The organism is Paenibacillus sp. 37 (assembly GCF_008386395.1).
GTDB classification, from domain to species: Bacteria; Bacillota; Bacilli; order Paenibacillales; family Paenibacillaceae; genus Paenibacillus; species Paenibacillus amylolyticus_B.
On record NZ_CP043761.1, the window covers coordinates 2,973,734 to 2,989,718 of the forward strand.

Below are 15,985 nucleotides of genomic sequence, written 5' to 3' on the forward strand. Positions count from 1 at the left end.
TAAGTAAATATATTGACATGGAAATTTCAGGATAATATAATAAAAGTATTCTGCTTACAAAGGAAGGATATCGTTATGATTACTGGACATTCCAATATCAGAGAGAATCCGACAGTGAAAGAGAACAGATCAGACTATCCCCGCAATCATACCATCCATCAGTTATTTCAAGAACAGGCCAGTCTGCAACCCGATGCCATTGCGGTAGCTTCAGACACCATTCAATACACGTACAAGGAAGTAGATCAGTATTCAAATCAGATTGCCGCATTTCTTCGTCAGAAGGGGGCAGACCGCACCAAAATAATCGGTATTATGTTAGAGAGATCCCCTGAAATGATAATTGCTTTAATAGCCGTTCTCAAATCAGGGGCTTCTTATTTACCGATTGATTCCGAAACACCTGAGGAACGAGTGAATTATATGCTCAAGGATAGTGGGGCATGTATGCTACTGACATCTCATCCTCAAGAGAATTACATAGAATGTATCGGTATGGAGGTTATTCATCCCACGATCGAGGATTATCGTGACTTTCCATCCGATGCACTCACGGATATTAACCAAGCAGAAGATCCGGCTTACATCATTTATACATCCGGATCAACGGGTCTTCCCAAAGGAGTGGTCATCTCTCATCGATCAGCCATCCGTGTTGTATGTAATACCAATTACATCACTATTACGGAACAGGACCGCATGCTTCAGATGTCCAACTATTCATTTGATGCATCAGTGTTTGAAATATTTGGAGCCCTACTGAACGGAGCCAGATTGGTCATTATTCAGAAGGAAGAGGCACTTCACATGCCCAGCCTGGCCCGGTCCATTGAAAAAAATGGGATTACCGTTATGTTCATCACAACTGCTTTTTTTAATGCTATCGTGGAACGTGAAATATCCTGCTTCCAATCGGTTCGTAAAGTGCTCTTTGGCGGAGAAAGAGTTTCGTTAACCCATGTAAAAAAAGCGCTTGATTATATGGGGGGCAATAAGCTTATTCACGTTTATGGACCTACGGAAAGCACGGTTTTTACCACATATTATCCTGTAAATGGAATTAAAAAGGAAGCGCTTACAATACCGATTGGCGTTCCAGTCGCTAATACCTCCGTTCTGGTATTAGATGAGCATGATCAACCCGTCCCTGTCGGAACAGCCGGGGAATTATGCATATCCGGTGATGGACTTGCGCTCGGTTATTTGAATAACGATGAACTCACAGAACAAAAATTCATTCAGCATCCCTTCTTTACATCAGAACGGATGTACCGCACGGGTGACTTGGTTCGCTGGACGCCTGAGCATACCCTTGAATTTTTGGATCGAATGGATCAACAGGTGAAGCTTCGTGGTTTTCGGATCGAGCTGGGTGAAATTGAAACCCATTTGTCCCGGCATGATGCGGTAGCAGAGGCATTTGTCATGCTGCGAACAAACGATGCAGGCCATTCTTATCTGTGTGCATATATGGTGTTGATCCAGGAAACCTCGATTGAGGAGCTGCGTCTTTTCCTGGAGCAGAGAATACCGGAGTATATGGTACCGAGCTATTATGTCAAACTGGAGCAGCTTCCGCTGACTGCTAATGGCAAGATTAACAAGAGTGAATTACCCGAGCCGGATAGCAGTATCCATTCAGGCAGAGTTTACGTTGCTCCAACAACGGAGTTGGAACAGCGTCTGTCCTTGATTTGGAAGGATGTACTACAGATCGAGCAGTTGAGTGTAAATGACAGTTTTGCACATCTGGGCGGTCATTCCCTTAATGCCATTGAAGTGATTGCACGGATCAATGAGGATTTAAGTTCAAGTCTGCCATTAAACCAGCTTTTCCGTCTTGGAACGATCCAAAATATAGCAACATTTTTGGAAGAAAATAATGATGAGGATAACACGGAGGCTTACTTCACGGATCAAGGTGATCCTGCCAATATGCTTGAGCCATTTGGTCTAACGGGTATTCAGCTGGCTTATTTAATTGGACGTGACCCTGCATTTGAGATGGGTGGAGCTGCGACCAATTTTACGGTCGAATTCGAAGCCGAGGCGCATATGGATTTGGTTAATGCAACCTTGCAGAAATTGATCAATAGGCATCCTATATTACGAACAGTTGTGTACGAGAACGGGACACAGCAAATATTGAAAAGCCCACCGTTATACACGGTAGAAGTGATAGACGTGTCAGAATGGGATACGGCATATCGTAGCTCGCAAATGGAAGCAGAGAGACAACGAATGATGACAAAAGTGATTGTTCCAAGCGAGTGGCCCTTATTTGAAATGAAAGCTTACCGAATGTCAGAGAATCAATATTATTTCTATCTGAATCTGGACCCGCTCATCTGTGACGACAGCAGCTTGAAACTGCTCATCAAGGAATTCAAATGGCTCTATGCAAACGGGGATCAGGAGCTGCCGGAGCTTCAATATAATTTCAGGGACTACGTTCAGGCAATGGCCCGTTTCAAACAGTCTGCACGTTATTTCAAGGATCAGCGCTATTGGATGGACAAGCTGGAAGACTTTCCGGGTTCTCCGGCTTTGCCGCTCAAATGTAATCCGGCAGACATAAACGTGCCCCAATTCAGCAAATTCTCGAACTTTATAACGGGTGAACATTGGAATAAGCTCAAACAGCAGGCAAGGCAGCACAACGTTACCCCAACCTCCATTTTATGCGCAGCCTATGCCTATGTACTTGCGCATTGGTCGAACCAGGAGAGATTTGGGGTCAACCTGACCGTATTTAATCGGATTCCGTTTCATGAAGATGTGAAGAGGATGGCGGGAGACTTTACAACGCTGATGTTGCTGGATATTGATGCCCAAAAATCTCTGAATTCGTTCTGGACATTTACAGAGTCGGTGCAACATTCATTGCTGGATGCATTGGATCACAGACATTATGATGGCGTTGATTTTATAAGACAATTGGGCAAAAAACATGATATGCACAAAAGAGCAGTCATGCCAATTGTATTTACAAGTGTCTTAAATGAAAATGTGGAAGATTCATTTGACGCTTTGTTTAACTTTGACCAGATCAAGTATTTCAGTACAAGAACCTCACAGGTTTATATTGATAATCAGGTCTATGAAATCAATGGCGGGTTGTATATCACATGGGACTTTGTGGATCAATTGTTTGAAAAAGAAGTGATTGAATCGATGTTCCAGCAATATCTGAACATTCTGAACCAAGTGATCTCTGCAACACAAGTTACCAAGCTTGCGTTGAGTCAAGCGAGCAGGCAACTCATCAAACAGTATAACGATACGAGCAAGCCGTATACTCTGAAGCCTCTGCATGACTTGTTAACTGCAACAGCGATCAGCTTAGGAGATCGGGTGGCGATTCAGCATCATGAACGTTCCATTTGTTACATAGAGTTGGAACGCAGATCGAATCAGATTGCCAGGTATTTGATCGATCACGGAGTACAGCGGGGCGATTATATTGGTGTGTATGGCAAGAGATGCATTGACACCATTGTGAATATATTCGGTGTGCTCAAAGCGGGAGCAGCTTATATTCCGCTTGATCCGGACTATCCGGAGGAACGTAAGCAATATATTCGCGAAAAGGCCAACTGTAAATTTTTCATCATGCCAGAGTTATATGAGACGGAATCGTTAGAAACCTACTCTGCGGAATCCATAAACAGCGGAGTGACGAATGATGATATGGCCTATGTTATTTTTACTTCTGGCAGCACGGGCAAGCCCAAAGGTGTGCAGATCAAGCACGGCGCAGCAGCCAATACGATCCTGGATATGAATGAAAGATTCAACGTAACCTCCAGTGATCGAATGATGGGCATATCTTCATTATGTTTTGACTTATCCGTCTATGATATTTTCGGCGCAGTCAGCTGCGGGGCTTGTCTGGTTCTTATTGATGATCAGCGTGACATGTTTCAGCTCAAGAACGTGATGGAGCAAGAAAAAATCACCATTTGGAATTCGGTTCCTGCTCTTATGGACATGTGTGTTGATCTGTATTCACCGGGAGAGAAGAACAACGACCTTCGTCTGGTATTGCTTAGTGGTGACTGGATATCTCTGCGGCTTCCTCAGAAAATAGTAGATGTATTTCCTGCATCTGAGGTGGTTAGTTTGGGAGGAGCCACTGAAGCATCGATATGGTCCATCTATTATCCAATCACGGCAGTGTCTGAGCAATGGAAGAGTATCCCTTATGGTAGACCATTAGCCAACCAACAAATTCATGTGTTGAACAGACAACTTCAACCATGCCCTGTAGATGTTGAGGGGGAATTGTACATTGGTGGAAGCGGTGTAGCAAGCGGTTATCTTCATGACGAGGAAAAAACAAGACAGTCATTCATTGTTCATCCACAGTTCGGGTACATCTACAAGACAGGAGATTTTGGAGTCCTTCGATCCGAAGGCTATGTGGAGTTCCTAGGCAGAAAAGATAGTCAGGTCAAAATCAAAGGGTATCGGGTAGAACTTGGTGAAATTGAGAACGTACTTTTGCAAGCTGATGAAGTGCAAAAGACAGCCGTTATTGATGTTGCTGACGAGAATGGAGTCAAGAGCCTCTTTGCCTTTGTTGTTGCAGATCAGGATGTGGACACACTGCCACTGAAAGCACTTTTGCAAAGTAAATTACCAAATTACATGGTTCCGTCCATGTTTCTGAATGTAGATGAAGTTCCGCTTACTGCCAATGGCAAGGTCAACAAAGCGACACTTGAACAAGTGGCAAGACAGCATCAACTCAGTGTTCGTGAACATGCTGTAGTAGATACAGAGCCTGTCAATTCGATTCAGGAACAGCTGCTTCAGATCTGGAGTGATGTGTTTGGCTTGAAGCAGATTGGCATGAACGTAAGCTGTTTTGATCTCGGCGGAGATTCGCTGAAAATTATGGCAATGGTGGCTGAAGTGAAGAAGCGTCTTCATGTTGAAGTTCCCATTGGTGAAATGTTCCGAAATGATACGATATACAGCTTGGAACAATACTTGGTTACCAAAGCACATGTCAAACCTGCTGTGCTCATTGAGAAGTTAAGTCGCCGTGACCGGTATAAGGCTTCTGCAGCCCAGAGAAGCATGTACACCCTCTCGCTGCTTGAAAATAATAGGGGAGCTTATCACATTCCCATGGCGCTGCTTATGGAAGGAGAAGTACACTTCGTAAGGCTTGAGAGAGCGCTTCAAACGTTTATTGAGAGGCATGAAATACTGAGAACTGGATTTGAAGTGATAGAGGATGAGCTTGTCCAGACGGTTCATACAAGCGTAGCCTTTGAACTTGAATATGATGATCTCGGAGAACTCGATCCAGATGACCATGAACTTGTTCGTATGACAAGCAACCTGTGCAAACAGTCCACTCAAGCTTTTGACCTCTGCCAGCCTCCTTTAATGAGGGCAAAACTGGTGAGAATTGGCCATGGACGTCATTTGTTTATTATCAATTTCCACCATATTGTGGCTGACGGTACATCTCAGGGCATATTGATGAACGAATTGCTGGAGCTCTACAGTGGCTCGATTCTGCCAGACGTTGATGTGCATTATCAGGATTATACGGCATGGCAGGAACAGTACAGTCATTCGGATGAGATGGCAAAACAGGAGGCGTACTGGCTGGATATCTATAGTAGTACCCCGCCAACGCTTGAGCTTCCGTACGACTTCAAACGACCTGAAGTTAACAGGTATGAAGGAAACAACATTTACAGTCACTTGGGCGAGAGCCTGACCCGCGACATCAGGCAGCTTGCCAAGGATACCGGATCAACGTTGTATATGGTGATGCTTAGTGCCTATTTCCTCTTACTGCACCGGTATACACATGAGAAAGACCTGGTTGTGGGTACGGCTGCCTCCGGCCGTCTGCATGAGCCGTTACAACATATGTTTGGAGTATTCGTGAACACCATTGCATTGCGAAACCAGATGAACGAATCGGATACGGTCAGACAGTTTATTGAGCAAATCAAACAATCAACCGTAGCAGCCTTTGAACATTCAGAGTATGCATTTGATGAACTGGTGCGAAAAACAGGTGCGCAGCGTGAGGCCAATCGTAATCCGTTGTTTGACACAATGTTCTCGCTGGAGAACGCTTCGCTGTTTACTCGTGAAAAAGAGGGTATCCAGGTGTCGCCTGTCATGTTTAATCTGGATAATGCAAAATTTGATCTGACATTCAACATCCTTGAGTTTGAAAATGAAATCGTGCTTAACGTGGAGTACTCCACCGATTTGTTTGGTCAGGAAACCGTTCAGCGCATGAGTGACAACTATATTGCCTTAGTGGGCAACATGATATCCGGTCTGGAACAGCCGCTTAGCGAGATTGAAAGTGTGTCTTCGGGAGAAAGAGATCAGTTGATTCATACCTTTAATCCACCATCCATGGAGTATCCGTTGCATCAAACTGTGGATGAGCTCTTTGAACAGCAAGTGAGACGTACACCGGATCATGTTGCTCTGGTGATGGGCGAAAAACATGTAACCTATCGCGAGTTGAACCATCGGAGTGAACAGCTTGCTGATGTATTACGAAAAAAAGGAGTGCGTGATAGCAACATCGTCGGGGTTCTCGCAGAGCGTTCAATTGATGCGGTGATCGGAATGCTGGCGGTTCTAAAAGCAGGCGGAGCATACTTGCCCATTGACCCTGCTTACCCTAATGATCGTATCCATTACATGCTTGAAGACAGTCAGACCCGATGGGTATTAACACCGAAGGAACGGTTTGAACATGTCGTTCAGGGAAAAGAAAGCTCTGTCCATATTATTGATTTACAGACTGAACTTGTGCAAATGGACGAATTCCTGATTTCCTCTTCCTTGCAACCCATCCGGGGACAAAGCCAGAATCTGGCTTATGTGATTTACACATCAGGTTCCACAGGTGAGCCTAAGGGAGTGATGGTTTCGCACCAATCACTTGTTCATTTGTGTACATGGCATCAAAAGCGGTATCAGATCACCGATGCTGATCGCAGTGCCAGCTATGCAAGTTTGAGCTTTGACGCCTTTGTGTGGGAATTGTTCCCATATCTGTTGTCAGGCGCGTCCGTGCATCTTATTCAGGATGAAATCAGGCTGGATGTGGTTCGCATCAATGACTATTTCCATCAGCATCAGATCAGTGTTGCGTTCCTGCCTACAGCGATTTGTGAACAGTTTATCCGACAGGAGAACCATTCTCTTCGAACATTGCTGACGGGGGGAGACAAGCTGAATTATTTCGAACCCCGGAAGTATGAAATTGTGAACAATTATGGCCCAACTGAAAATACAGTCGTCACTACCAGTTTTACCATCGATCAGATGTATTCCAATATTCCTATAGGTCACCCCCTGCCGAATACCAACGTGTTTATTCTGAGTGGCAGTGACCAGCTGTCGCCCATAGGGGTTCCGGGTGAATTGTGCATAAGCGGAGCTGGACTTGCAAAAGGGTATTTGAACAGGCCCCAGTTAACGGCAGAGAAGTTTGTACAACATCCGCTTAATCCAGAACAACGGATGTATCGGACCGGAGATTGGGTGCGTTGGCTGCCGGATGGCAATATTGAATATCTGGGTCGCATGGATGATCAGGTGAAAATTCGCGGATTTCGTATTGAGCTTGGAGAAATTGAACATCTGCTGTTGCAGGACCCAAGGGTGTTAGAGGCGGCAGTTGTGGCGCAAATGGACCCGACAGACTCGACGTTTCTTTGTGGTTATGTCGTTTGTCATGAGGGGTATTCTGTGGAAGTTATCGATGAGATTAAAGAAGAATTGACCCGGCGTTTGCCTTCGTATATGGTGCCTGCCCATTTCGTGACGATGGATCGCTTGCCTTTAACAGCTAACGGTAAAGTGAACCGCAAAGCATTGCCGATTCCGACACTATCGGACAACCGGACGGCTATCGCGTATGAACCACCAAGGAACCCTGTTGAAGTTGCACTGGTCACTCTTTGGCAGGATATTCTAAAGGTTGGCAATTTGGGTGTCCATGAACGGTTCTTTGATATTGGCGGACATTCCCTGCTGGCCACCATACTAATCTCCAGATTACACAAGGAGATGCAGGTAGAAATGCCATTGGTACAGATTTTCCGTACGCCTACAATCCGGGACATGGCCCAATTCATTCTGGATCATAAAAAAAGCAAATATACATCTATTCCCCATGCGCCATTGCAGTCCTTGTATGATTTATCAGCAGCGCAGCAAAGAATTTATATTTTGAGCAATTTGGACCCTACGGGTACAGCCTATAATATGCCTCTTGCCATGAAATTGAAGGGAAGCATAAATAAAAAACAATTGAATGAGGCGTTCTCCCGCCTGATTGCAAGACATGAATCCCTTCGAACTTCATTTGTCATGAATCAGGGTAAGCCGGCTCAAAGAGTTATGCCAAGTGTCGACTTTGAAGTTCAGTACAGTTCCCTCCTTACAGAAGGGGAATCACCTGTTCTATCCGAGTGGGTACAACCTTTCTCATTGGAGCAAGCCCCATTGATGCAGGCTGAACTTGTGCAAATCAAAGCAGATGAACATGTCCTTTTGTTTGACATGCATCATATGATTTCAGATGGGATCTCGATTGGAATTCTGTTGCATGACCTGGCCGAGTTCTATAATGGCAAAAAATTGCCACCTGTAGCAGTGCAGTACAAGGATTATTCCCTCTGGGCACATGAACGGCAATCAAGTGACTCGGTCCGGCATGAAAATTATTGGTCTGATGTGTTGAAGGAAGAGGTTCCTGTTCTTGACTTGCCTTTGGATTTTGCACGGCCTAAGACCAAGACGTTTAACGGGGATCAGGTTCGTCTGCATCTGGACCAAACACTGACGGCTGCGCTTGAGCAGCTGGCCAATGATCAGGGAGCCACTATGTATATGCTGTTTGTCTCTGCATTTACAACACTGCTCTCCAGATATACCGGACAGGAAGATATCCTGATTGGTACGCCGGTATCAGGTCGGAATCATGATGATCTCAACCGTGTTGTCGGCATGTTTGTAAACACAATAGTTCTCAGAAATGCGCCGCTGGGCCATTATACCTTCCGGCAATATCTGGAACAGGTGAAGGAGAACACACTTCAGGCCTATGAGCATCAGGAATATCCATTTGAACGTTTGGTGGAACAGGTTGATGTGAAGCGTGATCCTTCACGCAATCCACTGTTTGACGTAATGCTTGTTCAAAATACAGATCATCTTCATCTCCAGATGAACGATGTGGAGGCCATATTGCTTGAAGATGGCATTCAACGTTCCAAATTTGATATGACGGCCAGAATGAACAAAACCAACCTGAGCTGGAATCTCGAACTGGAATATAACACGGATGTGTTCCGGGCGGAGCGTATTCAGCGCTTTGTTGAACATTTTGTCGAGATATTGAGACAGGTCGCTGCTGCTCCAGAAGTGCGACTGGATCAATTAGATATTCTGACGCAACCAGAGAAAACCGTTCTGACAGGGTTCAACCCGCCGAGACAGGCCTATGAACGGGACAAAACACTGGTCCAAATGTTTATGGAGCAGGTTGAACGCAATCCGGACAACATCGCTTTAGTTTTTGAGAATGAACAGCTGACCTACCGCATGTTGAATGAGAGGGCGAATGTCCTGGCTTGCGAGTTACGTAAGGAAGGAGCAGGACCAAATCACATTGTAGCTGTGATGGTGGAGCGCTCCATAAATATGATCGTTGCGATTGTAGGTGTGCTCAAATCAGGTGCGGCTTACATGCCGATCGACCCTGAACTTCCTACTGAGCGCAAGCGTTATATGCTGACTGACAGTGGTGCGCGTTTATTATGTACAGCAGATCATTCCATGGTGGATGACCTTGCGTTTGAAGGTACAGTTATTTTATTGGATGCATTGGATCGTTCAGGGGTACGTGAACCAGTACGTGAACCGGACATGATCAACCATTCCAGCGATGCGGCTTATGTCATTTACACTTCGGGATCTACTGGCAGACCCAAAGGAGTCGTTGTTGAACATTACAATGTTCACAATCTGGTGGACGGACTGGTGGAGGCGGTATATCAGCACTATGAGACCCCTTTGAATATTGCATTGATTGCTCCATATATCTTTGATGCATCCGTAAAGCAGATTTTTGCTGCTTTGCTGCTCGGACATGCACTGCATATCGTGCCTAAGAGCACAGTCTGGGAAGCAGATCTTTTGCTGAATTATTATGCTCATCATCATATTCATGTGTCCGATGGTACGCCTGCTCATCTGAAATTGCTCACCCTGGCCTCGGCCGGATGCAAACAGCAGTATGAACTGCAAGAGCTGATTATCGGTGGGGACGTGCTGACCTTTGACCTTCTCGATGAAGTATATACCACGCTCCCTGGAATGAGAGCAAACGTTACAAACGTATATGGACCGACGGAATGCACAGTGGATGCGGCTTGGAACAGAATCGTGTATGGAACAGCCGAGCGAACAGGGACGATTCCGATCGGCAGACCGATCCGAAATACAAGCATCCTGATTATGGATCGTTACAATCGTCCACAGCCGGTTGGTGTACCGGGTGAGTTGTGCATTTCGGGTGAGGGAGTGGCACGCGGGTACTTGAATCAACTGGATCTTACGGCAGAGAAGTTTGTGGATTCACCTGTAGATAGTGACCGGAAAATGTATCGTACAGGGGATATCGCCAAATGGCTGCCGGATGGAACCATTGAATTTGTTGGCAGACAGGATGATCAGGCTAAAATCCGTGGTTATCGAATCGAGCTGGGAGAAGTGGAATATCAGTTAACCCGTCTGGAGGTAATTCAAGAGGCGTTTGTTAACACAGGTCAGGATGACAGCGGTAACGACTATCTCTGTGCTTATATTGTGATTACTGATCCGGGGACTTCTATTATGGATGTTCGTGAGAAACTTGAGTTACAGGTTCCTTCATATATGATACCAGCCCATTTTGTCAAAATGGATCACTTGCCGAGAACGGTAAGCGGAAAAGTCGATCGCTCTCGACTTCCTAAACCGGGCAACAGCATACTGGATGACGCGAAGTATGAATCGCCAAGGAATGACAAAGAGCAAAAGCTTGTTCAGATATGGGAGAAGATCTTGAATCTGGATTGCATTGGGATTCATCATAACTTTTTTGTCATGGGTGGAGATTCCATCAAGGCACTCCAGACGATTTCGGGATTGTCCAAACTGGGTTTAAAAGTAGAGATGAAGGATCTTTTTGCCAATCCGACCATCCGGCAGCTTAGTCCATATGTCAAACAGTCACAGTCCCATTCTACTGGGAATGTTGAGGTGACAGGTGAGGTTTTCCTAACACCTATTCAGCAGCGTTTTTTTGCGAGAAATCATACTGAGCATAACCATTACAATCAGGCTTTTATGTTATTCAGGCAGGAAGGGTTCGATGAGAACGCCATTCGGCTTAGTTTCGACAAACTGATGGAGCATCATGACGGGTTAAGAATAGTTTATGAATATAGCTCTTCTGGGGAAATGACACAGACCATCCGGAACTATAGAAAGGGCATGTTTGAGTTCGACGTTGTGGATGCCAGAGGCGTAGTACAACCGGAAGTATTTATTGAAGAGCAGGCATCGTTGCTGCAAAAGAAAATGCGGATTCACGAAGGACAGCTTGTTAAACTCCGTCTCTTCAGGCTCGATGAAGGCGAACACCTGTTAATCACTATTCATCATTTGGTCATGGATGGAGTGTCCTGGAGAATTTTGCTCGAAGATTTTGAATGGTTATACATGCAAGCGGTTGAACAAAAGCCGTTTGATGTGGGACCCAAAACCGTTTCCTACCAGCAATTTGCTGCTGCATTAAAGTCATATGCTAAACATCACCTTCTGCAAAGAGAACAGGCATTTTGGGAAAACGTATCCAGTGTGTATACGCCATTCATGGATCATCAGCGTCCAGCAACGGATACAGTCCATGACTATGGTCATAGCGATACCCTTGTATCTGAGCTTGATCGTGAACAAACCGGCTGGCTTCTTCAACAGACAAACAGAGCCTACCAAACCGAGATTAATGACATTCTGTTGACTGCACTTATGCTAAGTGTAACCGAGATGACTGGTCAAACCCGGTTTAAAATCATGCTGGAGGGGCATGGCCGACAAGCGCTCGCAACCGAGATGGACGTCAGCAGAACGGTAGGGTGGTTTACATCCGTATATCCGTTGGTATTTGATCTGTTTCAGGAGCTGGAATTGCCCGAGGCAATTAAAACAGTCAAGGAAACACTAAGAGCCGTTCCCAATAAAGGGATCGGATACGGAGTTCTCAAGTATATGGCTGATCAGCATTGTTTTGCGGATGAAAAGGAAGCACCTATTTTGTTTAATTATATGGGTGAACTGGACAGCAGTCTGGAACGGAACTTGTTCTGTTCGTCTCCTATCCCGGTAGGACAAACGGTGGGTGGGCAACTCATCAGATCGCATGATTTTGAAATAAATGCAGTTGTAATGGATGGGAAGTTCACCGTTCATACGACTTACAGTGATGGAGTATACGAAGCTGAGATTGCTGAAAAGCTTAATCGGTTGTTCATGTACAACTTGCATCAAATCGTTCAACACTGCCGGAACAAGCAGGGCGCAGAGAGAACCCCGTCCGATTATGGGAAGCATCCTGTATCCATAGCGGAGTTGGAGGCTATACAAAATAAGGTTGATCCACTTGTGATCAGCAAAATTTATCCGTTGACCCTTATGCAATCCGGCATGCTGTACCATTCGCTGGGGCAAGAAACATCACATGCCTATTTTGAGCAGGTATTTGTGGAATTAAAGGGTAACGTTGATGTGGAGATATTGAAATACAGCTTTGGGCGGGTAATACAGCGCCACGAAGGGCTTCGTTCCATATTTGAATATCAACTTGTGCAACAACCTCGCCAGCTTATTATTGACCGGCAACAGGTTGAATGGTTGATGCTGGATTGGACCGGAAAGAGTCAGCATGAGCAGCTTCAACGGATGGAGCAGTTCATGACTGATGATCAGGAAAGAGGGTTTGATCTCAGCCGGGAGTTATTAATCAGATTTTGTCTGATCTCCAGAGGGGCGGATGCGTTCACACTGGTCATCAGTCATCATCATATTTTGCTCGACGGCTGGTGTCTGGACATCCTGATTCGTGAAATGTTTGAGATTTATGCCAGTCAGCAGGCTGGGCAGCCTGAAAGGTTGGAAGAAACCAGGCCGCTGGGGGACTACCTCGACTGGCTTGATCAACAGAACAAGGAGGAAGCACTGGCGTATTGGAAACAGTATCTCCAGGGCTACTATGAACGAGTCTCTTTGCCCAAAACAGGGACTAACCTGGATACAGCAGCGCCCACGTTGCGGGAGCAGGAAATTCAATTCCCGCGTGAACTCACAAGTCGGCTGAAACAGTTCGCTGTGAACAATCAGGTTACCTTTAATGCGTTGATTCAGGCGATATGGGGCATGATTTTGTGCAGATACAGTGGTACAGAAGATGTCATATACGGCACAGTCATTTCCGGCCGAGACGCTGACGTTGAAGGAATAGAGAACATGGTGGGGCTGTTTATTAATACCATTCCTACCCGGGTGAAGCTTGAACCGGAAGAGCTTTTTGCCGATGCTATCCGCAGGGTTCAACAGGAAGGAATGGAAGGTCAAAAGTATGGCTATGTACACCTGGCAGATATACAGGACCAAAGTGAATTAAAAGCCGATTTGCTTGACCATGTACTGGTGTTCCAAAATTTTGGGAATGAACAGGCTGCGGGCCTTGCGGCGGAACAAGGGACAGGAATCACGCTGGAGCGTGTTTATGGCAATGAGCATACACACTATGATTTGAGTGTGACTGCTGTTCTGGACGATACATTCAGACTTAAATGGTCTTATAACAGTAACGTACTGGATTCAGATCTGATGAATGGTCTGGGTGATCATGTTCTCTATGTGGCGGAGCAGATTAGTGCAAACCAGAATATTCGTGTAAGAGAAATTGCGCTTATTGGCGAGCAGGCCCGCCATAAGATGGAGTTGTTATCCCATGGCCCGATGACACCATTTCCCAAAGAAAAGACATTATCGCAGCTATTCGACGAACAGGCAGAGCGAACTCCAGATGCAGTTGCACTGGTAATGCAAGAAAAACAGCTCACCTATCTGGAGCTGCAGGAGAAATCAAATCAGATGTCGGAACGTTTGCGCATGCGAGGCATTCAAAATTCATCCATCGTAGGACTGATGGTGCAACGCTCTTCCGAGATGATTATAAGTATTCTTGGAATTCTCAAATCCGGAGCAGCCTATTTACCGATCGATCCGGAATGGCCAAGAGCGCGAATTGTGCACATGCTGCATGACAGTGGTGCCGCCTTGCTGCTTACGGAAAAACAATGGATGGAGGATTTCTCAGACGTCATTGAAGTCATGAATGTACGTGCAGATGTTGAAGAAGCCATCCGATTAGAGAGCCTAGGCATGAAGGAATCAGCCCCAACCTTGGCATTCAAGGATAAGGCAGGAGACGATCTGGCCTATATTATCTACACCTCGGGTTCTACGGGGAAACCAAAAGGTGTAATGATCTCCCATGCCAATGCCATTCGGGTAGTGAAAGATACGAATTATATTCAGATCTCTTCCTCTGATTCAATATTGCAGATCTCAAATTATGCTTTTGATGGCTCGATATTTGACATCTTTGGAGCGCTATTAAACGGCGCGAGGCTGGTCATGATTGAACAGGAGACCCTGCTGGATATCAACCAATTGTCTAAAGTGATGACAGAGGAGAGAATTACGGTCTGTTTCATGACAACTGCGTTGTTTAACTTGCTGGTTGATCGTGCGCCTCATTGTTTGCTGGGACTTCGGAAACTCCTGTTTGGAGGGGAGCGGGCTTCTGTCTCCCATGCCCAGAGAGCTCTTTCCCATATGGGAGCAGACAAACTGATTCACGTATATGGTCCTACGGAAAGTACAGTGTTTGCAACAAGTTATCCTGTACAAGCTATAGGTGACCATGATGGAAGTCTTCCGATTGGTAAGCCCATTGCGAACACATCTGCATGGATTCTGGACGACAATCAACAGTTTGTTCCAAATGGAGTACCTGGAGAGCTTTATCTCTCAGGTGATGGATTAAGTATCGGTTATCTGAACAATGAAGATCTGACCGAAGCCAAATTTGTCAATAATCCATATCAGCTCCATGGACGAATGTACCGCACTGGAGATCGGGTGCGCCGACAGTCTGACGGAACGATTGAATTTCTGGAGCGGATGGATCATCAGGTGAAACTGAGAGGTTATCGGATCGAACTTGGGGAGATCGAACAGGTCCTGATTTCACATGAGCATGTCCGTGAAGCCATGGTTGTTGCTGTCAAAGATTCGAGTGGGCAGGATTCATTGTGTGCTTACATTACTGCCTTGCAGGAAGTCAACCGGATAGGTATGCAATCCTTTATGGAAGCCCGTTTGCCAGGCTATATGATCCCATCCTATTTCAAGGTGTTGGAGCAGTTCCCACTTACGCCAAACGGGAAAATAGATCGCCAAGCGTTGCCTCGCCCTGAGATTGAAGTTAAATCAGAGACAACGTATGAGGCACCTTCCAATTATGTGGAGGAACAGTTAATAAACATATGGGAAGAGGTGCTGAATGTGAAGCCAATTGGCACCGCCCACCATTTCTTTGAATGCGGTGGGAATTCCCTGAAAGTGATGCATGCAGTTCAGCTGACTAACCGAAAGTTCCAAATGGAATTAAAAATCAGCCAATTTTTTGAATATCCAACGATTAAACAACAGGCCATTCATATATTGAGCGGTAGTACAGCTGGCCCTGATGTGAATGAATATGTAGAAGAAGAGATTTAACAGTTCGTTCTTTAAGTTCAATAAATGACTCAATGATCCGAGAGAGACTGCATCGTGTATTGCCTCTTCATTAGACGAGGTG

General features: G+C 45.5%; 1 protein-coding gene. It reads left to right on the top strand.

Annotated features, from left to right (window positions below; all coding sequences use genetic code 11):
• Window positions 1-75: 75 nt before the first annotated feature.
• A complete protein-coding gene (locus F0220_RS13125; RefSeq protein WP_105598481.1) occupies window positions 76-15,903 on the top strand; it encodes a non-ribosomal peptide synthetase in 15,828 nt (5,275 codons plus the stop codon).
• The last annotated feature ends 82 nt before the right edge of the window (window positions 15,904-15,985 follow it).